The sequence below is a fragment of the Promicromonospora sp. NPDC060204 genome (assembly GCF_042728455.1).
GTDB lineage: Bacteria > Actinomycetota > Actinomycetes > Actinomycetales > Cellulomonadaceae > Promicromonospora.
Genome location: NZ_JBHWZO010000005.1, coordinates 1 through 20255, shown reverse-complemented (window position 1 = coordinate 20255; position 20255 = coordinate 1). Strand labels below are relative to the sequence as shown.

19 protein-coding genes are annotated in these 20255 nt (G+C 69.2%); 7 read left to right on the top strand and 12 right to left on the bottom strand.

Going from position 1 to position 20255, the window contains the following annotated elements; all coding sequences use genetic code 11:
- The first annotated feature begins 31 nt into the window (after window positions 1-31).
- The 3 genes from ACFWEJ_RS01300 to ACFWEJ_RS01290 all read left to right on the top strand — a co-directional run bounded on the left by ACFWEJ_RS01300 (window position 32) and on the right by ACFWEJ_RS01290 (window position 4189).
- On the top strand, window positions 32-865 hold the full coding sequence (locus ACFWEJ_RS01300; RefSeq protein ID WP_377227421.1) for a carbohydrate ABC transporter permease: 834 nt from the start codon (window positions 32-34) through the stop codon (window positions 863-865).
- Window positions 862-3015, top strand: a complete 2154-nt coding sequence (locus ACFWEJ_RS01295) for a glycogen debranching N-terminal domain-containing protein (protein ID WP_377227390.1) — start codon at window positions 862-864, stop codon at window positions 3013-3015. Before ACFWEJ_RS01300 ends, ACFWEJ_RS01295 begins: the two co-directional genes overlap by 4 nt.
- A 139-nt stretch (window positions 3016-3154) precedes the next feature.
- Entirely contained in the window at window positions 3155-4189 is a 1035-nt protein-coding gene (locus ACFWEJ_RS01290; RefSeq protein ID WP_377227389.1) for a LacI family DNA-binding transcriptional regulator, read from the top strand.
- Window positions 4190-4987: 798 nt separating this feature from the next.
- On the opposite strand, the gene ACFWEJ_RS01285 is transcribed toward ACFWEJ_RS01290, so the two are convergent.
- The 4 genes from ACFWEJ_RS01285 to ACFWEJ_RS01270 all read right to left on the bottom strand — a co-directional run bounded on the left by ACFWEJ_RS01285 (window position 4988) and on the right by ACFWEJ_RS01270 (window position 10629).
- Complete coding sequence (locus tag ACFWEJ_RS01285) at window positions 4988-7423, bottom strand: TIM-barrel domain-containing protein (RefSeq protein ID WP_377227388.1); 2436 nt, start codon at window positions 7421-7423, stop codon at window positions 4988-4990.
- 58 nt (window positions 7424-7481) lie between these two features.
- Complete coding sequence (locus ACFWEJ_RS01280; RefSeq protein ID WP_377227387.1) at window positions 7482-8303, bottom strand: carbohydrate ABC transporter permease; 822 nt, start codon at window positions 8301-8303, stop codon at window positions 7482-7484.
- Between the two features lie 89 nt (window positions 8304-8392).
- A complete protein-coding gene (locus tag ACFWEJ_RS01275) occupies window positions 8393-9283 on the bottom strand; it encodes a carbohydrate ABC transporter permease (RefSeq protein ID WP_377227420.1) in 891 nt (296 codons plus the stop codon).
- A gap of 53 nt (window positions 9284-9336) precedes the next feature.
- Window positions 9337-10629 carry an ABC transporter substrate-binding protein gene (locus tag ACFWEJ_RS01270; protein WP_377227386.1) on the bottom strand — a complete coding sequence of 431 codons (1293 nt, stop codon included), beginning with the start codon at window positions 10627-10629 and terminating at the stop codon, window positions 9337-9339.
- A 161-nt stretch (window positions 10630-10790) separates the two neighbouring features.
- Between ACFWEJ_RS01270 and ACFWEJ_RS01265 the strand changes: the two genes are divergently transcribed.
- Together ACFWEJ_RS01265 and ACFWEJ_RS01260 are read left to right on the top strand one after the other, a co-directional pair.
- Complete coding sequence (locus ACFWEJ_RS01265) at window positions 10791-11498, top strand: TMEM175 family protein (protein WP_377227385.1); 708 nt, start codon at window positions 10791-10793, stop codon at window positions 11496-11498.
- 10 nt (window positions 11499-11508) lie between these two features.
- The gene (locus ACFWEJ_RS01260; protein WP_377227384.1) at window positions 11509-12111 is read left to right on the top strand and encodes a VOC family protein; all 603 of its coding nucleotides are present in this window, start codon (window positions 11509-11511) and stop codon (window positions 12109-12111) included.
- Between the two features lie 7 nt (window positions 12112-12118).
- Here ACFWEJ_RS01260 and ACFWEJ_RS01255 read toward each other — a convergent pair whose 3' ends face one another.
- Window positions 12119-12490, bottom strand: coding sequence for a hypothetical protein (locus tag ACFWEJ_RS01255; RefSeq protein ID WP_377227383.1), 372 nt, complete (start codon window positions 12488-12490; stop codon window positions 12119-12121).
- Window positions 12491-12804: 314 nt separating this feature from the next.
- Between ACFWEJ_RS01255 and ACFWEJ_RS01250 the strand changes: the two genes are divergently transcribed.
- Together ACFWEJ_RS01250 and ACFWEJ_RS01245 are read left to right on the top strand one after the other, a co-directional pair.
- A complete protein-coding gene (locus tag ACFWEJ_RS01250) occupies window positions 12805-14028 on the top strand; it encodes a DUF4241 domain-containing protein (RefSeq protein WP_377227382.1) in 1224 nt (407 codons plus the stop codon).
- Window positions 14029-14109: 81 nt separating this feature from the next.
- Window positions 14110-14733 carry a hypothetical protein gene (locus ACFWEJ_RS01245; RefSeq protein WP_377227381.1) on the top strand — a complete coding sequence of 208 codons (624 nt, stop codon included), beginning with the start codon at window positions 14110-14112 and terminating at the stop codon, window positions 14731-14733.
- 104 nt (window positions 14734-14837) lie between these two features.
- On the opposite strand, the gene ACFWEJ_RS01240 is transcribed toward ACFWEJ_RS01245, so the two are convergent.
- The 7 genes from ACFWEJ_RS01240 to ACFWEJ_RS01210 form a co-directional block, all read right to left on the bottom strand.
- Window positions 14838-16193 (bottom strand): M15 family metallopeptidase, encoded by a 1356-nt coding sequence (locus tag ACFWEJ_RS01240; protein WP_377227380.1) that lies wholly within the window; start codon window positions 16191-16193, stop codon window positions 14838-14840.
- A 201-nt stretch (window positions 16194-16394) separates the two neighbouring features.
- Complete coding sequence (locus tag ACFWEJ_RS01235) at window positions 16395-16970, bottom strand: hypothetical protein (RefSeq protein ID WP_377227379.1); 576 nt, start codon at window positions 16968-16970, stop codon at window positions 16395-16397.
- A gap of 117 nt (window positions 16971-17087) precedes the next feature.
- On the bottom strand, window positions 17088-17657 hold the full coding sequence (locus ACFWEJ_RS01230) for a hypothetical protein (protein WP_377227378.1): 570 nt from the start codon (window positions 17655-17657) through the stop codon (window positions 17088-17090).
- A gap of 204 nt (window positions 17658-17861) precedes the next feature.
- Window positions 17862-18437, bottom strand: a complete 576-nt coding sequence (locus tag ACFWEJ_RS01225) for an SMI1/KNR4 family protein (RefSeq protein WP_377227377.1) — start codon at window positions 18435-18437, stop codon at window positions 17862-17864.
- A 214-nt stretch (window positions 18438-18651) separates the two neighbouring features.
- A complete protein-coding gene (locus tag ACFWEJ_RS01220) occupies window positions 18652-19107 on the bottom strand; it encodes a hypothetical protein (RefSeq protein WP_377227376.1) in 456 nt (151 codons plus the stop codon).
- A gap of 723 nt (window positions 19108-19830) precedes the next feature.
- Window positions 19831-20064 (bottom strand): bacteriocin immunity protein, encoded by a 234-nt coding sequence (locus ACFWEJ_RS01215; protein ID WP_377227375.1) that lies wholly within the window; start codon window positions 20062-20064, stop codon window positions 19831-19833.
- Window positions 20064-20255: HNH endonuclease signature motif containing protein (locus ACFWEJ_RS01210; RefSeq protein WP_377227374.1), on the bottom strand; the 192-nt coding region annotated here is incomplete at its 5' end. The genes ACFWEJ_RS01210 and ACFWEJ_RS01215, both read right to left, overlap by 1 nt.

The following is a 20255-nucleotide window of genomic DNA, read 5'->3' as shown; positions in this document are numbered from 1 at the left end:
GCGCCGTCCGCTGCTGCGCACCCGCCACCGCATGCCCCGCAAGGCGTTCGCCTGGCAGCTCGGCCTCTACGCGCTGCTGGTCCTGCTGGCGCTGGTCTACGTCTACCCGTTCCTGGTGCAGCTCGCGACGTCGGTCAAGACCGAGGCGGACGCCGCGGCCGACCCCGTCTCGCTGGTCCCCGACCCCCTGACCTGGGCCGCCTACGGCCGCCTGTTCCTGCGCTCCGACTTCCCGGTGTGGTTCGCCAACTCCGCCGTCGTCACGATCCTCGTGACCGCGGGGCGCGTGTTCTTCGACTCCCTGGCCGGCTACGCGCTGGCCCGGCTGAACTTCCGCGGACGCGGCGTGGTCTACGCGGCGTTGGTCGCCGTCATGGCCGTGCCCACCGTGGTGCTGCTGATCCCCAAGTTCCTGGTCATCAACCAGCTGGGCATCTACGACTCGTACGCGGGCATGGTGCTGCCGCTGCTGGTGGACGCCGCGGGGGTCTTCATCATGAAGAACTTCTTCGAGTCCGTGCCGAGGTCCGTCGAGGAGCAGGCGCGCATCGACGGGGCCGGCACGTTCCGGATCTTCTGGTCCGTGGTGCTGCCCATGGCCCGGCCCGCCCTCGTGACCATCGTGATCCTGTCGTTCCAGGGCTCCTGGAACGAGCTGAGCCACTTCATCGTCGCCGCCCAGTCCCCCGAGCTGACGACCCTCACCAAGGGCGTCGCGTCGCTGGCGAGCGGGCAGCTCAGCCAGGGCAGCCAGTACCCGATCAAGCTCGCCGCCGCGGCGATCATGACCATCCCCGTGGCGGTCGTGTTCTTCGTGTTCCAGCGACGCATCATGAACACCAGCGAAGGAGCCGTCAAGGAATGACGACGAGCACGACGACGAGCATGACGTCCACCACCCCGCCCCTGCAGCCGCTGCTCAGCGACGCCGTCATCGCCCTGCGCGCCCCGACCCAGGTCTGGTCCGGCAGGGACGGCGACCTGGGCGCCGCGCCGATCGACGGCGTCTACCACGGCGACGTCCGGCACGTGCGCGAGCTGGTGCTGGAGTGCGCCGAGTCCGACGTCGAGTACATCTCGGTCGCCCCGGACAGCGCCTCGCACGTCGTGTTCGGCGGGCTCCTGCGCCGGTCGGACGACGCGACGCCCGACCCGAAGGTCCGCCTCGTGCGCGACCGGCGGGTCGCCGACGGGGTGCTCGCCGAGACCTGGACGGTCGCCTCGCACCTGACGGAGCCGACGCGCGTGACGCTGCGGCTGCGGCTGCGGGCCGACTTCGCGACCCTGCACGAGGTCAAGGCGGGGATCGCGGGTTCGGCGGGCTCTGCGGGCTCTGCGGGTTCGGACGGCGCAGCGGGGTCGGACGGCGGCGGGAGCGAGGGTGCCGGTGACACCCTCACCGTCGCCGTCGCGCCCGGCTCGGCGACGGCGCGCTCCGGCAGCGCCTCCTTCACGCTGACCGCCGACGGCGCCACGGTGACCTCGGCCCCGGACGGCGCGATCGAGGCCGTCTGGCCGCTCGACGTCCCCGCCCGCGGCCAGGCGGAGGCGGCCTGGACGCTCGCCCTGCACGACGACGCGATGGTGGTTCAGGGTGCCGACGGCACCTGGCCCGGAGTCGCGGCGGGCGCCGCGGCGACCGGACGCGCGGGCGAAGCGGCGGGCGACTCCGCGGGCACGGCCCGGATCGCCGTCCCCGAGGGCGCCGACCCCCGCCTCGGCCGCTGGCTCGACACCGCGCTCGACGACCTCGACGCCCTGCGCCTGACGCTGCCCGGACACCCGGACGACGAGTTCTTCGCCGCCGGCGCGCCCTGGTTCTTCACGCTGTTCGGCCGGGACGCGATCTGGGCCGCCCGGCTCGCGCTCCCGCTCGACGTCCGCGTCGCGGCCTCCACGCTGCGCGTCCTGGCGCGGCTGCAGGGCACCGCCCACGACGTCGAGACCGCCCAGGAGCCGGGCAAGATCCTGCACGAGCTGCGCGCCACGCCGCTCGAGATCCCCGGCGAGGGCGTCGTCCTGCCGCCGCTCTACTACGGCAGCGTGGACTCCACGCCGCTCTGGGTGTGCCTGCTCGCCGACGCCTGGCGTGCCGGCATGCCCGACGACGAGGTCGCCGCCCTGCTGCCCACGCTCCGCGGCGCCCTGACGTGGCTGCTGGAGCACGGCGACAGCGACGACGACGGGTTCATCGACTACATCGACCGGTCCGGGCGCGGGCTGGCCAACCAGGGCTGGAAGGACTCCGGTGACTCCATCCAGTGGCGCGACGGCAGCCTCGCCGACGGCCCGATCGCGCTGTGCGAGGTCCAAGGGTACGCGTACGAGGCGGCGCTCGCGGGCGCCGAGCTGCTGGAGGCGTTCGGGTCGGCGGACGGCGGGGCGCCTGCTGCGGCGGGCACCGCGCCGTCGGGCACCGCGCCGTCGGGCACCGCGCCGTCGGACAAGTTGAACCCGGCCGGGCTGCGCGCCTGGGCCGCGGACCTGCGCACCCGGTTCGCGGCGTCGTACTGGGTCGAGACGCCGGAGGGCCGGTACCCCGCCGTCGCGCTGGACCGGGACAAGCGTCCGGTCGACACGCTGACCAGCAACATCGGGCACCTGCTCGGCACCGGCATCCTCGACCCGGCCGAGGAGGAGCACGTCGCCGGCCTGCTGCTCGGTCCGACGATGTCGACGGGGTTCGGCATCCGCACGATGTCGAGTGGCGCGGCGGGGTACTGGCCGCTGTCGTACCACGGGGGCAGCGTCTGGACGCACGACACCGCCATCGCGGTGCACGGCATGCACCGCGCGGGCCTCGCCGACAAGGCCCGTGAGGCCGTCGACGGGCTGCTCGCCGCCGCCGAGGGTTTCGCGTACCGCGTCCCGGAGCTGCACGGGGGCGACCCCGCGACCCGCGCCGGCGTGCCCACACCGTACCCGGCGGCCTGCCGCCCGCAGGCATGGTCGGCGGCGGCAGCGATCACCTGCCTGGCGGTCACGGGCGCGCGGACGGACGCCGTCGCCGTCTGACCCGGTCCCGTCTGACCCGGGCCCGTCTAGCCCGGGCCCGTCTGACACGGGCTGCCCGAAGGTCCGCCGCGGAGGTCCCGCGGCGGACCTTTCCCGTGCTCAGTCCCGTGCTCCGAGACGCCAAAGGTAATCTTTCGTCATGAACCGGGTGACCCTGCAGGACGTGGCGGACCACGCCGGGGTCTCGATGAAGACCGTGTCCAACGTGGTGCGCGGCTACCAGCACGTGAGCCCGCGGATGCGCGAGCGGGTGCAGGCCGCGATCGACGAGCTCGGCTACCGGCCCAACCGCACCGGCCGCAGCCTCGCGACGGGCCGGTCGAGCATGCTCGGGCTCGCCTTCCCGGACCTGCGGCGGCCGTACTTCGCGGAGCTCGCGCACGTCTTCGCCCGGGTCGCCGAGGCGCGCGGCTACCGGCTGCTGCTCGCGGAGACGGGCGCCACGGCGGACGGCGAACGCTCCGTCCTGCGCGACCCCGAGGCCGGGATCATGGACGGGATGGTGCTCCAGCCCCAGGTCCTCGCCGCCCGGGACCTGGACGACCAGCGGCACGGCCTGCCCATCGTCTTCCTCGGCGAGGACCCGCAGCCCGACGGCGCGGACCAGGTGGCGATCGACAACGTCGCTGCCGCCCGCGACGCCGTCGGGCACCTGGTGCGGTCCGGACGGCGCCGCATCGGGTTCCTTGGCCACGAGACCGACCGGATCTCGTGGACCTCCACGCTGCGGATCGAGGGCTACCGCGCCGCGCTCGCCGAGGCGGGCCTGCCCGCCGACCCGTCGCTGCTCGTCGCGCGGCGGCAGGACGGCGACGCCCGCGACGCCGAGGAAGCCCTCAGCGCCGCGCTGGACGCCGGCCTGAAGCTGGACGGCCTCCTGTGCCGCGACGACCTCGCGGCGATCGGCGCCCTGCGTGCCCTGCGCCGGCACGGCCTGGACGTCCCGGGCGACGTCGCCGTGATCGGCTGGGACGCCATCGAGCTCGGCGCGAGCACCGCACCCAGCCTCACGTCCGTCGCGCCGGACACGAGGGCGCTCGCCGAGCGGGCCCTCGACCTGCTGCTGGAACGCCTGGAGGGCTACGCCGGCGCGGGCCGCCACGTCACGGTGGGCCACACGATCGAGTACCGCGAGAGCGCCCCGAAGCTCCCGCCCCCGAGCGACACCCCCTAGTCGCCCGCCCGCCGGCTCCGGCAGCACTCCCCTGCCCAGGCCGGCACTCTCCTCACCAAGTCGGCAGTCTCGTGACCAGGCCGGCAGTCCCCTCACTCAGGTCGGCAGCTTCCTGACCAGGTCGGCACATTGCATCGAGGTCGGCACAGCCCTGTGCCGACCTCGATACCAACTGCCGACGCCGATACGAACTGCCGACCTCTCGCGCGCGGCACCGGCAGGGTGCGCGCCGCCGCACAGCCATCTACCCAGTCATTGGGCCCGAAACTGCCCTGATTTCGGGCCCAATGACTGGGTTGATGCTGCGGCGTCCGGCACCGACGTTCGGCGGCGCGGCTGGTGTCGGCGGCTGGTGTCGATCTCGACAGACAGTCGACGTGGGTCTCGGCGGGTGCCGGTTCCGCCGTGCTGCGTTCACCGCAGCCGTTCGAAGTTCACCGTGCCTGGACAGTCCGGCTCAGCCAGAACACCCAGGGCGCAGCCGTTCGGAGTTCGCCGTGGCTGGATAGTTCGGCCCGGCCGGAACACCCAGGGCGCAGCCGCTCGGAGTTCACCATGGCTGGATAGTTCGGCTCAGCCAGAGCATCCAGGGCGCAGCCGGACGAAGTTCAGCCCAGCCGACACCCCTCGTCTGTGCTCACGTTGCCTCCAGCCGGCCCGACAAACCACCCACAGCAGTCAGCCCCACCAGTGAGCCCACACTCGCCGGCCTGCACCAGTCCGCGCGAGTGAGGCAGTCCCGCCCGGGACCGTCCGCCCGGGAGCGCCGTGCAGGGATTCCGCGCGGGACTGCCTCGCTCAGGCTCGTGTCGGGTCGACCGCCGCGAGCTGCTCCACCAGCGCTGCCCGCACCGAGTCCGGCAGGTCGACAGCGGAGAGTTCCGCGAGCTTCTCGGCCACCGTGTGCGTGCTGCTCACGACGTCCCAGGCCTCCAGCTTCTCCGGGTTGCCCGACTGCGCGCTCTCCAGGATGACGCGGGCCGCCTCGGTCCGGTCCGAGCCGATGCGCAGCGGGCCGCCCTCGACGCGGACCACGATCTCCGCCGTCGGCGGCGCGGAAACCTTGATGCTCCACCGGCCGTCGACGCCGTCCACCGCGACCACGGCGCCGTTCACGGTCACCGGCCCTTCGGGGAGCCCGGCGAAGAACGTCACCGTCCACTCCCGGTGCGCCGGCACCGCCGTCGCGTCACCGCGCACCGGCTCGATGCGGAACTCGCCGCGCTCGCGGTCCCACCGCAGCGCGGTCGACGCGGCGGGTCCGGCATCGCTGCTCGGCGCACCGCCGATCGAGGCAACGCCGTCCACCGGACCAACCACACCGTCCTCGGCGTCCTCCACCAGCACGAACTCTCCCGACGCCCCCGGCGCCACGAGCACCTCCAGCGCCTCGGGGTTCCGGGTCGCGTCGAGGTCGGGGCCTGCGTCGAGCGGCAGGATGCCGCCCTCCCTCAGCAGCGCGGGGACGGACCCGAGGGGCCGGTGCATCTCGACGGTGCGTCCGCCCTGGTAGACGGCGTCGGTGAAGATGTCGGTCCACAGCCCGTCGGGCAGCCACACCCGCGCGCTCCCCCGGAGCGACGCGGCGTCGCGGGGCGCGGTGATCGGCGCGACCACGAGCTCGCTGCCGAAGGCGTACTCGTTGGGCACGCGGTACGCCTCGCCATGCCGCGGCTCCAGGTGGTACATCGGCCGGACCAGCGGCACGCCGGCGGCGGCGCGGTGGTTCATGGTGTGCAAGTAGGGCACCATGCGGTGCCGGAACCGCAGGGCGTCGTCCATCGCGGCCCGGTGCTCCGGCGGGAAGACCCACGGCTCCTTGCGGATGAACGGGTTGTTCGCCGAGTGCAGCCGCATGATCGGCGAGAAGACGCCGAACTGCACCCAGCGGGTCGCGAGCTCGTCGTCACGCACTCCGCGGGTGTGCCCGCCGATGTCGTGGCTCCACCAGCCGTAGCCGATGTTGGCCGCCGTCGCCGTGAACTCCGGCTGGAACGCCAACGACTCCCACGAGACCACGGCGTCGCCGGAGAAACCGACCGCGTACCGGTGGCTGCCGGGTCCCGCGTACCGGGAGAACGTCATGCCCGGCTTGCCGTCGCGGGCGGCGTCGAGGTGGTGGAAGTGGTTCAGCACCCACAGCGGGTCCACGCCCGCCATCCCGGAGGTGCGCCCCTGCTGCCAGTCGATCCACCAGAAGTCGACGCCCTGCTCCTCCAGCGGGTGGTGCAGCTCCCGGAAGTACGCCTGGAGGAACGCCGGATCGGTCGGGTCGAACGGGATGGGCTGCTCGGTGTCCGGGTCCACGCCCAGGGCGCGGGCCATCGCGGGGTACGCGTCCTCGAAGGCGCGGACGCCGTCGGCCGGGTGCAGGTTGAGCGTGGTGCGCAGCCCGCGCTCGTGCAGGGAGCCGAGGAAGCCCGCGGGGTCCGGGAACAGCGTGGGCTCCCACGAGTAGCCGGTCCAGCTGCTGCCGAACCGCTCCGGCACGGAGCCGACGCGGTGCCAGTCCATGTCGATCACGGCGACGGAGAACGGGATCTGCTCGGCCGCGAACCGGTCCATGAGCGCCAGGTACGACTCGTCGCTGTAGGGGTGGTACCGGCTCCACCAGTTGCCGAGCGCCCAGCGCGGCAGCCGCATCGGGTGCCCGGAGACCCGGTAGAGGTCGCGGACGGCGTCGCCGTACTCGCGGCCGAACGCGAACACGTACAGGTCCTGCCGGCCGGGCACGCGGGAGCCCACCCAGCCGTCGTCCTCGAACAGGAACGACGCCGAGTCGTCGACCACGCCGATGCCGTCGCGCGACACGACGCCGGGCTCCAGCTCGGCACGGCCGTCGACGTCGTCCAACGTGCGGGCCGTGCCGCCCAGGTCCCACGTGGGCTCGCCGTACCGCCAGCGCCCGGAGTCACGCCCGAGGATCTCGACGACGAGACCGCTCGCCGAGAACTCCCCGCCGTCGTACCGCAGCCGGGCGCGCGCCGTCGTGAGCACGACGCCCTCGCCGACCCGCTCGACGGCGAAGTCGGCGGGCGGCAGGTCGCGGCGGATCGCGAACGTGGAGGCGCGGTCCTCGAACCCGCCGTCCGCCGAGCGCTCGACCCGGAAGACGCCGTCGCTCAGCACGGTGATGCGCCACCCGGCGCCGTGCACCTGCTGCTCGCTGCGCGCGCGGGGCGCGGCCTCCGGCAGGGGCCGGACGACGGACAGGCTGTCGACGATCTCTGACATGGAACTCCTCGGTGCTTGCGGTACGTGCTTCGATTCGCGACGGCTCAGCCGGTCAGGCTCAGCTCTTGACGGCGCCCTGCGTCACGCCGCTGATCACCCAGCGCTGCGCGAACAGGTAGGCGACGATCGTCGGCGCCATCGCCATGAGGTACGACGCGAACGCGACGTTGTAGTTGGTGCCGAACTGGCTCTGGAAGATGTTCTGCACCACGGGCAGGGTCTGCAACGTGGGGTCGGACATGATGAGCGACGGCATCATGAAGTCGTTCCACGACGCCAGGAACGCGAAGATTCCGACCGTAGCGTTCATGGGCCCGAGCAGCGGCAGGATTATGCGCCAGAAGATCTGCCACGTGCTCGCGCCGTCGATCCGGGCGCTCTCCTCCAGCTCGATCGGGATGGAGCGCAGGTAGGCGGTGTAGAGCAGCACGCTGAACGAGAGCTGGAACATCGCGTGCAGGATGCCCACGCCCAGCGGGTTGTCCAGGCCGGTCAGAGCCGTGAGCTGGATCTGCGGCAGCGCGACGACGGGGAACGGCAGGAACAGCGCCGCGAGCAGGTAGACCATCGACCAGCGGAAGAACCGGTGCGTCCAGTTCCGGGCGATGGCGTAGGCCGCCAGCGAGCTGAGGAACAGCGTGAGCAGCACGGCGATCGCCGCCACGGCCAGCGAGATGCCGAACGACACCGGGAACCGCGTGAGCGACCAGGCCTCGGCGAAGCTCGCCGGGTTGAACGGGGCCGGGAGCGAGAACGCGTTGCCGTCGGCGGACTGCGCGCTCGTCTTGAACGCCATCGACAGCGTCACGTACAGCGGCACGAAGACCGTGAGCGTCGCGAGACCGAGCAGGATCGTCAGCGGCCAGTTGGTGCGGTGCACGCGGCCGACGTGCGCAGGGCGCGGGGATCGGGCGGACGGGCGCGGGCCGGCCGGGCCCGGGCCGGCGGTGCGAGAGGCTTCGACGGTGGTCACAGCTGGACCGCCCTTCCACGGGTGGCGACGATCTGGGCGACGGAGATGAGCGCGGTGACGACCAGGAACACCGTGGCGTTGGCCATCTGGTAGGCGTAGTCGCCCCCGGTGAAGCCGCCGAAGATCGTCATGGCGACGCTGCTCGTGGCCGTCCCGGGCCCGCCGCCGGTCAGGCCGACGATGACGTCGTACACGCCGAGGTAGCCCTTCACGCCGAGGATCGTGTTGATCAGGATGAAGCCCGCGATGAGGGGCACGGTGATGGACCGGAACTGCCGCCAGGGCGTGGCGCCGTCCAGGGCGCTCGCCTCGTACAGGTCGCTCGGGATGGACGTCAGGCCGGCCGTGTAGACCAGGAGGGCGCCCGGGATCGTCTGCCACGCAGACACGATCACGATGGACAGCCAGGCCAGGTCGGGGTTGCCGAGGATGCTCTCCTCCAGCGGCCCGAAGCCCACCGCCGTCGCGATCGCGGGCAGCGAGTTGGAGAAGAGGAAGTTGAACACGTACGCCACGACGATCCCGGAGACCACCATCGGGATGACGAACACCGTGCGCAGCGTGGTCGCGAATCGGATCCGCCGGGTCAGCGCCACCGCCAGCGCGAGCGCGATGGTCTGCGCGACGACGACGGTGACCAGCGCGAACCCGAGCGTGAACCCGTACGACTCCAGGATGCGCGGGTCGCTGAACAGCGCGGCGTAGTTGCGCAGGCCCAGGAACGACCAGTCACCGAAACCCACGTAGTCGGTGAGGCTGTAGAAGATGCCGATCAGCGCGGGGACGATCACGAACGCCGTGAAGATCAGCAGCGTCGGGACCAGGAACACGTAGTACAGCGGCTCCACGCGCCGTCCACTCTTGCGACGGATCGTGGACTGGGCCATCGGACGGCCCGTGCCCCGGGCCGCCGTCGAGCTCTGGTACATCGTTGTGTCAGTCATACCGTGGCCTCCCGTCCGGCGAGCCGGCGCCAGTCGGCGTCGAGCTGGCGGAGCATGCCCTCGAAGTTGCCGGAGCGGATCGCGGACTGCAGGTAGTTGCCGAGCGGGATCGACGTCGGCACGAACGTCCCGGCCCCCTGGTAGAAGGCGGCGCGGTCCACGTAGTCCTGGAGCCCGGCCAGGCGCTCGTCCTGCTGCGGCGGGGCGTCCTTGAGCGTCGAGTACGCGAGGTTGTCGCTGTTGTAGGCGTTGATGTTGTCGGGCCGCATGAGGAACTCGACCAGCTCGCGGGCCTCGTCCTGGTGGGCCGACGCCGTCGGGATCCACAGGCCCAGGTCGATGTTGACCCGCGCCTGCCGGTCCTCGGGGTTCTCGGAGACGGGCAGCGCGAAGGTGCCGATCTCCAGGTCGGGATCCACCAGCGCGATCTGGCTGAGCGCCCAGGGGCCCTGGAGGTACATGGCGGCCTCGCCCTTGCCGAAGGCGAGGTTGCCGTCGGCGTAGGCCCGCACCGCGTGGTCCTCGTTGAAGTACGACGAGATGGTCTTGGCGCGCTCCATCGGCACGGCGAAGTCCTTCTCGAAGGAGACCTCCGAGTCCGGCCCGACGTCGGTGCCCAGCTCCTTGAGGCGGCGGAAGAACTCGCCGGGCGCCACGAGGCTGCCGACGGAGTAGTCGAACAGGCCCTGCCAGAGTGTCCAGGTGTCGCGGTCGGTCGCGTAGACCGGCGTGATCCCGGCGCGGGTCAGCTCGTCGCAGACGTCGACGAACTGCGTCCACGTCTCCGGGACGGGCAGGTCGTGCTCCGCGAAGATCTTCTTGTTGTAGATAACACCGGCAGCCGCCAGCGAGTACGGCAGCACGCTGGTGCGGCCGGGGTACGTGGCGTACTGGTCGGTGAGCTCGCCGATGTCGGTCCGGACCGCCCGCGCCGACGGCAGGTCGGAGAGGTCACCGAGCACGCCGCGCTTGATGTAGCGGGCGAGCTCCAGGTTGTCGTTGAAGCAGCCGACGTCGGCGGGCTCGTTGCGCACGAACTGCGGGGCGATGGCGACGGTGCTGTCGTGCACCACGGTGAGGCCCGGCCGCTCCTTCTCGAACCGCCGCAGCAGCTCGTCGAAGTAGGCGATGACCTCCTGCTTCTGCTCGTAGAAGCGCAGGGTGGTGCCTCCGCCGGACCCCGCCGAGGCCGACGCGCACCCCGCCACACCGAGCGCGACCAGTGCGGCCGAGCCGGTGAGAAAGGACCGTCGGCTCAGCGATGAGGGACGACCTGAACCTGGACTCACGCTGCATCTCCCATGCTCGAACTCCGTTGCTCGCGGCGACCGTCGGAATTTACAGCGCTGTAAAAGATCCGTCAAACATCCGGCGGCTCGGCTTCCTCGTCGGTCCGACTCGAAGTGGCAGGATCACCGACGAAGATCCAGGCCAGTCCAGGGAGGTCCCGATGGAAGCGCGGACGGAAACCGCACCAGCGCCCGTGCGCACCAGCGAGCGCCTCATCGCGTTCCTCGACGCCGCGATCGCCATCGCGCTGACCCTGCTGATCCTGCCGTTGATGGAGAGCGTGTCGGAGGCGGTGGACGAGCAGCAGACCCTGGGCGAATACGCCGCCGAGCACAGCTGGCAGCTGCTGGCCTTCGCGCTCAGCTTCGTGATCATCGCGATGTTCTGGCGCATGCACCACGGGATCCAGGCGCCGGACACTCCCCTGACCCAGCCGCACCTGACGCTGCAGCTCGCCTGGCTGTTCACCATCACGGTGATGCCCGTGGTCACGGCGCTGACGGGCGGCCTGGACACGGACCGGCCGCTGGTGGCGTCGTACATCGGCAACCTCGCGGTGAGCGCGTGGCTGCTGTTCGTGATCGCCCTCGTCGAGCGCCGCGACCGGACGGCGGCCGGGCTGCCCGTGGACGCGACCCTCCCGGCGACGCCGCTGGCCGTCGCGCTGCTGTTCACGCTGACCCTGCTGCTGGCGCTGATCGTCCCGTCGTACTCGTGGCTGTTCCTCATGGCGCTGTCGGGTCTGGTCCGGGCCATGCTGGTGCGGTTCGGCGTCGTGGGGCGGGAGCGGCCAGCTCGCGGCGGGGGCAACGGCGCCGCCGAGCACTCGTCAGGAATCGAGAAGCGCCCCCCGCCGTCCGCTCCCTAACGTTGTGGGCATGGCAAACATCGACTCCGTCACCCTCGAGGTGGCCGACCCCAGCACCGCCCGTTCCTTCTACGACGCCGCCTTCGGCCTGGGCGAGGACCGCCTCGACCTGCGCGCCGGCGAGACGCCCAGCACCGGGTTCCGCGGCTTCCACATCTCCCTCGTCTCCGACCAGCCCGGCGACGTCCACGCGCTGTTCGACGCCGCGGTCGCCGCGGGCGCCTCGGTGCTCAAGCCCATGGCCAAGTCCATGTGGGGCCACGGCGGCGTGGTCCAGGCGCCGGACGGCACCATCTGGAAGATGGCGACGTCCGCCAAGAAGGACACGCGCCCGGCCGAGCGGCGGTTCGACGAGATCGTGCTCCTGATCGGCGCCGAGGACGTCTCGGCGAGCAAGAAGTTCTACGTGGGCCACGGCCTGACGGTCGGCAAGAGCTTCGGCTCCTACGTCGACTTCAAGATGGGCTCCAGCCCCATCGGCTTCGGCCTCTACAAGCGCGCCGCGCTGGCCAAGGACGCCGGGGTGCCGCCGGAGGGCACGGGCTCGCACCGGCTCACGGTGGGCGGCGACCTCGGGAAGGTCACGGACCCGGACGGGTTCGCGTGGGCGTGAGCGACGGCTACCCCGGCGGCGTCGGCGGGTAGAACTCGCCGTCGTCACCCTGGACCCTGGCGTCGAGCGCGCCGGCGAGATCGATCATCTTCGCAAGAACCGCTTCGTCGGGGTTCCGTACCGTCACGCGACCACCGTGGAAGCGGAACGGGACCTCGGCGTGCTGCGGGTGCCCGGTCCACGCCGCGAGGTCCGGGCTGGGGATCGTGAGCACTTGCCCACCGGGAAGCGCGGCGGTGATCCCGTCACGGAGGCTGAGCTCCGCATCGGTCTCGACGAGAGCACGCCACTCGTCGGCGCCGATCAACGGGCCGTCGCCGTCCGGAGCGCTGCTTCGCGTGATGTGCAGTTCATACCCCATTGCGTCCTCCTTGATCATCCTCTGAAACATGCGGTACCACCGACGGCAGGGCAGGTGCCTCACTTCATGCCTCGCGCCAGCAGCGTTCCCAGCACCCACGCTCTCGCGCGCGCAGGCGACCGCCATGGTCGCCGGTGACTGCCCGAGATGTACAGTTTCGGCTCATGGACGGGAACGGGCCGCGGACGGCGACAATCGTTGTGATGACCTCTGTCGTCGCAGGTGCGATCTTGCTGGCGGCCTTTCTTCCCGCAGGCATTGATGCCGTCCGAGCCAGGTTCGGTACTGCCAGCACCGTGGTTCCTGGTGAAGACCCTCTGCGCCCGGCCTTCATGGAGCTGCCTGAGAGTCCCGCCGGCGACCCCTGCGCGGCCGAGCGGGATCCGGCACCCGCCGGGCTGTCCGCGACGTACGCCCTGGGCTGGGACGACGGGCTGGTCGGCCCGCTCAGTCCCGAGCAGGCGAGCCAACGCGACGAGACCGGGCTCCCGTATGTGGCGGTGCTGCATTCGGAAGGGGACGCGCACGCGGTGGTCCGCGTGGCGTGGGCGGATCGCCGCGCGGAGATCGACGTGCTCGACGACGCCGGTGAGCCGACGTCTCGGGACGAGTTCCGCGTCGACGACGACGGGTCGCTCTTCCTGCTGGACCACACCGACGGTGAGCCGATCTCGGTCGAGCCATCCGAGGAGCACGTGGTGCGGACGGTGAGCTACGGGCGGGACGGACAGGCGGTCTGCGGGCTGAATGACGGGGGCTTCCTCCAGACATCGGCCGAGATCGACCGCCCGCATACCGACCGTCCCACCTTCGGCGCCTGGCAGGAGGTTCTCGCGATCGCAGGCATCGAGGGCGCCGACCTGTCCGGCACGGCCGGATCGCCTCCGCTCCCGGTCAACGACGACGGCGACCGGTGGGCTCCGGGCCATCCGTTGCGCCCTGGCGACCTCGAGGCGATGTTCACGCCAGGCTCGCGCGCCCGCGAGTCGGGCGATCCCGTGGAGATCGAGGTCGTCGAGGCGGGCGAGGTCAAGCTCCCGTCGGGTCGGCTCCTGGCCACCGACCCCGGGTACCTGACACGGGATCTTCGGCCCGAGGAAGGACCACTCACGGCCCGGGTCTCGCCGGGTTCCTACCCGGTCGAACTGAGCATCGCGCAGAACCTGGAGAACGCCTGGGGCACAGTCGCCGGAGCGCGGGTCGTCGTGTCTGACGAGCCCGTGGTGTCCTGGGACCTCGGTCTGCGCGAGGGCGAGACCGAGGCCGATCTCAACGACGAGGAGTTCTTCGGTTTCGGCGTCGACACGGGGACTGCATCGTTCACCGACGTCGAGGCGATCTCCGCCGTCGCGGACCCTGCCCAGGAGGTCTTGGGCTCCCTGGACGACGACGGGTACCAAACCGTCGACAACGGCGCCCTGGTGATGTGGCACGCCGGGTACGGCGACGGGTTGTACCCCGTGTGGGTGGGCCGCGACAGCGGCGGCGCGGTTGCGGCCTTCGTCGCCGACATGCTCGTCCTCGACGGACCGGACGAGTCGACCGCAGGACCCTGACCAGCTGCCGGCACGTCTGCGCAGGCCCGCCGTAGGCCTTGGCGTCGGTCTTGACCAGGACAGCTCGGCTAGAGTCCGCGCATGGTCCGCTACGAGCAGTCATGGAACCGGACGAGGAGCAACGAGCGCATGGTCTGGGCGGCCCATCTGCTCGACCTGCTCTACGTTGAACCGCGAACGAAAGACCTCTCACCGGGATGGAGCATGGGCGTCATCCGTTTCTGGTCCCATGACGGCCGCAGAGCACGCGACGTGGTTCTGGTCCGGCGCGAGTACTCCGCAGGCGAACCGACGGGCCGCACTCAGGTTCTCGTCCCGGCACCGGACGAGATGTATGACCCGTGGGGGCCGTGGGGCTCCTGGCACACCGCTGAGACCGACGACGAGGCGCTCGCGATCATCTGCGACGAGCTCGACAACCTGCCGCACCGAACGGTTGAACCTGTGGTGTGGACTCTGCGGGACGACGACGGTGTCGTCGTGCGGCTGGTCGCGACGGAGCCGGACTACCCCGGTCTAGCTGGTCAGATGGATCCGACGCACCTGTTCACCCGATGGAGCGAACACCTAACTGACAAGCGACGGATCGATTCCGTTCCCGGGCTCACGATGCACGACCACACCGGCGCCAGTGTGCCCGCCTACCGGATCATCGTCTTCGACGACGGCGGAGTCAGCTGGCGCTGGGACCTGGCGGAGAGCTGACGAGACCGCTTCCGGTGTGGGCTCATCGAGGTCCACGACCGCCCGTTCCGGAGCCGCGCCCACAGAGCCCTCATCGCCGTGGCCATCGAAGGGCCCTGAGCACTTCAGTAACTGTTCGGCGCCTTGACCGACTGCCAGTGCCACGGCTCCGGGTTGCGCCCGGACGGTTCGGCGAACGGCGGGTGCACCCAGCCGTAGGCCTCCGCGTTGGCCTTCAGCCAGTCGTACTGCGCCGACCCGAACGCGGCTACCCCGCCGCCGATGTCGATCGCCAGACCCGTGCCGTGGTTGGAACAGCCGGGCGGGGCCGCGGTCTTGGACGACGGGTCGTACAGCGCCTCCTGTTCCGCGTAGGTGCGGTAGGAGGAGTTGATGGTCATGTTCACGCCGAATTCCGCCGCGTAGGCGGCGTTCAGCTCGGCCAGGGCGCCGACGACGTCGGAGCGCACGTAGTGCCCTGAGGCGAACGGGATCTGAGCCAGCTCGGACGACGACAGGTGCCCGTTCTCGGCGGACCAGACCTGGTCGGGCTCGGGGCAGGTGCCGGCCGGACCGGTGTTGGTGTCGTCGGTCGTGCCGGTGTCGTCGCCCGGCTCGGCACCGGTGTCGTCCGCACCCGGGTCGGTGGCGTCAGCCTCTGCCTCTGCCGCGTCGTCCGCGGTCTCCGCCGACACCGCGGCGGCGGCCTCCTCGATACCGGTCGCCGCCTCGGCCAGGGCCTTGGTCAGCCGGCCTGCGTCGCCGAGGACGTTGGCGCTCGCCTTCAGTGCCGCACCGGCCTCGGCGCTGCCCGCCTGAGCGGTGCCGGCCTGGGCCGTCGCAGCGGGAGATGCGTCCGCCTTAGTTTCCGCCGCGGTCTGGACCTCCGCCGCCCGCGCGATCAGCTTGTCCGCCTGCGCTGTCAGATCGCCCGCGCCGTCCAGCGCGGCGCGCAGGGCGTCCCGGCCGGCGGCGTCCGCGGCCGACTCCGCGTGCACCTGCTCGCCGTCCGCCACTGCCGCCTTCAGAGCATCCCGGGACTCCTCCAGCCCGGAGACGGCCCGGGCCAACCGGGCCTGCCGCCCCGAGGCGACGACCGCGCCGGTCGCCTCACGCAGCGCGGCGGTCACGGCGGGCACGTCGTCGTCGTCGAGCGCGTCACTTGCCTCCAGCACCGCGCTGGCATCGACCTCTGTACCCGATGCGAGTGTGGTCACCGACTTCAGGGACGCCAGCGCCCGCTCGGCGTCCTCGATCGCCGTGTTGAGCGCACGACGCGCGGACTTGGCCGCGGCCTTCCCGTCCGGGCTCTTCAGCACGGCCCGGGCGCCGTCCAGGTCAGTGGTGAGGGCGGTCTGGAGCGACACGCTCTCGGCGATCGCCGCCTGCGCTCCGCCCGCCGCGGACGACGGGTTGGTCGCCTCCGGTTCGAAGACATCGAACGCGTAGGCGCTCCCTGCCGCGACGACCAGGCTTGTCACGGCTGCGACGATGCCGATCGTCCACCGCTTGCGTCTCCGCTCCGAGGCACGCGTGCCCCGCCTGGGCCGCGGCGACGTTGGAGGCGCCGGCGGCTCGGGCCAGAGGGGGGTTTGGGTCAGCACCGACGGAATCTACCGCCGATCCGGGGCCGGCGCTCAGATCGCATGGGGTGAATTTCGTGCCAATCTCACGAGCTTCGTCTACACGGCAGGGCCAAAGAGCTTTACTCGCTCGGAAGCTCCCTCAAGCATCGGAACAGCCAGCGGCTGGTTGCGCGATCGGAACTCACCGAGCAGATCCTCTGCAAGATTCTGACAGATCTCGGTGAAGTTGACGCCTTCAGACTTTTTTCGATTCAGTCGCACCTGATAATCCGATGGAAACTCATCCGCCAAGCGCCTGATCCTCGTGAGTAGATCTTCCACGTCGGCGCCAGGTGCCCCCATATCAACAGACAAGGTGTACAGCCCACACAGACCGTGCAACAGATTCCAGCGATACGACCGCCGTCCTTCACCGACAATACGGTTGTCGACAGGCCAGGTCGAGAGCGTTACGAAGTCGTATCGAAACTTCTCCCGCGCCGGATCTATTGCAGGACACACGACCCACCCCGACTCAGGTCGATCGAGTCTCTCCAATTCCGCACGGAAGAATTCTGGGCCGCCCCCAAGACCGTCTTTTTCGCCGATCGCCCTCAGGGAAACAGTCAGGTCGCTCCAAGACATCGGAACGCCGACCCTGCCGATCACGGCACCCAGAGCCACTCGGTTCATCGCTGTAGCGCTCTCAGGTGAGACACTCTCTTGTTGCGCCCGCGTCCACGATGGCACTCCTCCCGAGCCAACGTTTCCTCCACAGCCACTGCAAGATCGATACCCGCGCAGGCCGAACTAAACACGGTCTGAAGAATCGATCTCGGGCTGGGACGTGAACCAAATATCACCCACCGAGTTCGCGATCCCGAACGGGGTGAACTCAGGATCGGCCAACACGTGCCACAGAAATTCGGACGCGGACACTTCAAACCGAGCCATTCCGTTTTCTAAGGTGTCGTCAAGCCCATCACTAGCTTTGGCAATCACCGGCCACGAACTTGGGTCGACTCCCGGAGTTGCATACCAGAAATAGATATCACCAAGTTCTGTGCCACCCCAAGGAATTAAACCCGCCTCGCCCGGTTCAAACATCAGATACGGCGATAGGACGCCACCACCGCCAGCATCACCCCGCCCAACCGTCGCCGAGAGATGGTGCCACATAGCAAGCAAGCCATCTCCGCTATCCGCACGTCCGTCGTGCACGAAGATGAACCGGCAGAATGCCCCCTCACCGAACCTGGTGGCCAATGCGAAATAGTCGTCAGGCAGGCTGACCTGAAGCCGTGCCTCGATTTCGGAGCGGTCGACATGGAAGGATGAATCGACTCGACCTACAAGTTTCCCGATTCTCTGCACCCACATAATGCCCCCTAGTCGTAGCACCGTGCACATCGGCTTCGCCCGATCGACGGGTGTCACTAACGCCGGCGGAGGGATCGCGTCGTACTCGTGAGAATCTGTCCGTCTAACGCATGCGAGCGAAAGTCTCGAGAAGCGCTCTCAGTCGTAGTCACTTAGGCGCACCAGGCAGCGGCGGCGTCCACTGCAACGCAAGACCGTCTGCAGTCAGCTGGCCGTATAGGTGTTCCCCTCCGGGTCGTCAAACGTCGGCGGTTGAATATGTCGCGCCACGCCAAATTGACTGAATTCTTCGTCGCAGGCGACACGCCAAATAAACTCTGAGGCCGTCATGTCGAACTGATGAAAGGGCGGCCGTTCGGCCGATAGTGCCAATATCGGCCACCGTTTGGACCCAGCCGGGTCGACCAGCCAGTAGTAGCGGTCATCGGCAGTACTTGAACCCCATTCGAGCAGGCCAGGCGAATTGGGCCGATAGAGCTCATACGACTGATATCTCGACCGAGACCAAGGGTTTTCCCGGTACGAGGTTTCGAGGCTGTGCCACAGCCCAACCAGGTCGTAAGGATCACCTGGTTCCGCTGTATAGATAATTGCCGCCCGGGAAATCACGCCCCCGCCAAGAACCTCAACCAGTTCCTTGTAATCCTTGGGCAGCTCAATCCCTAACTCTGCCTCGACATTCGGCCAACTCACCTCCTGTCGAACTGCCCTGAATCCGACCGCATCCGTCAGCCGCTGGACCCACGGCTCGAAGCCATCCAAGACAACGGCGCCTTCCATGTTGCGATCAGTCTGTTGGCAAACACCCAGGAGTCCGGGTGCCAACGCTCGTGTTGTAGACCATACAGAACCCGCTCTCCTTCGTCACGCTACTGGACCAAAGCATCGTGATCGTGTGGGGATACGGCGAGTCGTCACGATAGTGCGCGTTTACGGAATAGAAGATCGCGTCGTTTTCTTGGTTGGAACGAATTACCATGCGTGACCCACGTGGTCACCAACCTCTAGTTCTACCGCCAGGCCCCATCAATAACACCCTCACGCCGGCGACACTGCGCAACGGCACAGGCGGCCTGACGCCTGAATCCTGATGCTTTAAGAAAGGCACCGGCCCTGCCAACTCGTTTGTCACGGCAAGACGACCGGATCCATCGGGGATTTTGACTTCATCGTTCGTGTCCGCGATGCGTCCGAGTAGCATCAACAACCCTGAGATGTCCCCGGCCTCGGCTTCGACGAGGTCGGTCATATACGGGACTGCCGGTGACGTGATCCGACCGACAACTCGCCCACCGACGAGGAGCTCAAAGAGTCCGTCGACTGCGCCCTCCGCTATCGCGGGATCCGTCGATGACACGTTGGCCAAGCACTCTCGAACCTCCTCATCCAAAGGCCCGTACACCCGCTTAAGTTCCTCGTGGATGCACCTTACAGCCACGTCGCTGATCACCTCTCTTCGACCCCGGAGCGTTAGCACGTTGCGGGTACTACATCCGGGCCCGACCTTGCCCCACCGCCGGCACTGTGGGCGTCGATCCTTCACAGATTTGGTAACCACAGCCGGCACGCCGTGGTCGAGGACCGCGTCCGGATCGCGAAGCAGACCGCCCTGGGTATCTGCCCTCAGCATCGTGGCAGGTCAACTCGCCTGGACGCTCCTGACAGGCATCGCTGCCGACCTCGACGCCTGGACCTGGCCCCTCGGGTTCGCCGACCACGAACTGCTCGCGAAGGCAGAACCGATGACCATGTGCCAGCTCGTCTGCCGGCTCCCCGCCCGACTGGCCCGCCACGCCCCGCAGCAAACGATCGCTCGGCTTCGACCGCGACCACCCCCACGCCGCGGCCACCACCTGGTAGCGGCTGACCGCGATCACAACCTGACCGGACGACGACGTCCCGACGCGCCGCGCAGAAGGAGCGGCGGCAACAGCACGACCCCGGCCGGAACCGGCGCACGTAGCGACACGCACCCGCCAAGCACACCAAGACCGGGTCAAGAACCAGATCTGACGAGACGATCAGGCGGGGCTACCCACCATGGGAATAGCCGAGGCAAGAGATTCCTCGATCGCGGTCCACGGTTACCCCCCCCCCCGCGGCATGAAGATCCATCCTCATGGAAAGCCTGCCCTCCCCCGGAAGGGTCGCGAGACGCAGTTTTGCGCATCGTTCACCCGGGCCCCAGTTGAATGGCGCGATACGCCATCGCTCGTTGCACGACTTCTTCCGGCGTAGGGTCGGAATCAAAATGCTCATCCGGATAGAAGATCAGGTCGCTCGCATTTGGGTGCGGGACTTGGCTCTCGAAATAACTGACAAGCTCATCAGTTTCAGACTCAGAGAGGCCAGGCGCCCCTTCCATTATCTCGCGGACTATGGCCGCCAATCGGTCCGTCTTGTTCATCAGACTGCCCTGCTCCCGAAATGGTATTTCGTGTCGAGGACTTGGGAGTGGAACTTCGGTGTGACCACCATCAGGTTGTCTGGATTGTACACCGCACCGCCATGCTGCCGAGGCTGGACGTGATGCAGCTCGTACCGCTTCCTGTTTCCATGCGTCTGAGACTTGTGGACGTAAGGGGCATTTCCCTGTTC

Excerpts from the sequence above, each read along its gene's own strand:
- ACFWEJ_RS01250 (WP_377227382.1), top strand. The coding sequence starts at position 12,805 with ATGGAGCTGCCTGAGAGTCCCGCCGGCGACCCCTGCGCGGCCGAGCGG.
- ACFWEJ_RS01225 (WP_377227377.1), bottom strand. The coding sequence starts at position 18,437 with ATGGAAGGCGCCGTTGTCTTGGATGGCTTCGAGCCGTGGGTCCAGCGG.
- ACFWEJ_RS01300 (WP_377227421.1), top strand. The coding sequence starts at position 32 with ATGCCCCGCAAGGCGTTCGCCTGGCAGCTCGGCCTCTACGCGCTGCTG.
- ACFWEJ_RS01265 (WP_377227385.1), top strand. The coding sequence starts at position 10,791 with ATGGAAGCGCGGACGGAAACCGCACCAGCGCCCGTGCGCACCAGCGAG.
- ACFWEJ_RS01275 (WP_377227420.1), bottom strand. The coding sequence starts at position 9,283 with ATGGCCCAGTCCACGATCCGTCGCAAGAGTGGACGGCGCGTGGAGCCG.
- ACFWEJ_RS01255 (WP_377227383.1), bottom strand. The coding sequence starts at position 12,490 with ATGATCAAGGAGGACGCAATGGGGTATGAACTGCACATCACGCGAAGC.
- ACFWEJ_RS01290 (WP_377227389.1), top strand. The coding sequence starts at position 3,155 with ATGAACCGGGTGACCCTGCAGGACGTGGCGGACCACGCCGGGGTCTCG.
- ACFWEJ_RS01285 (WP_377227388.1), bottom strand. The coding sequence starts at position 7,423 with ATGTCAGAGATCGTCGACAGCCTGTCCGTCGTCCGGCCCCTGCCGGAG.
- ACFWEJ_RS01245 (WP_377227381.1), top strand. The coding sequence starts at position 14,110 with ATGGTCCGCTACGAGCAGTCATGGAACCGGACGAGGAGCAACGAGCGC.
- ACFWEJ_RS01215 (WP_377227375.1), bottom strand. The coding sequence starts at position 20,064 with ATGAACAAGACGGACCGATTGGCGGCCATAGTCCGCGAGATAATGGAA.
- ACFWEJ_RS01235 (WP_377227379.1), bottom strand. The coding sequence starts at position 16,970 with ATGAACCGAGTGGCTCTGGGTGCCGTGATCGGCAGGGTCGGCGTTCCG.
- ACFWEJ_RS01260 (WP_377227384.1), top strand. The coding sequence starts at position 11,509 with ATGGCAAACATCGACTCCGTCACCCTCGAGGTGGCCGACCCCAGCACC.
- ACFWEJ_RS01295 (WP_377227390.1), top strand. The coding sequence starts at position 862 with ATGACGACGAGCACGACGACGAGCATGACGTCCACCACCCCGCCCCTG.
- ACFWEJ_RS01230 (WP_377227378.1), bottom strand. The coding sequence starts at position 17,657 with ATGTGGGTGCAGAGAATCGGGAAACTTGTAGGTCGAGTCGATTCATCC.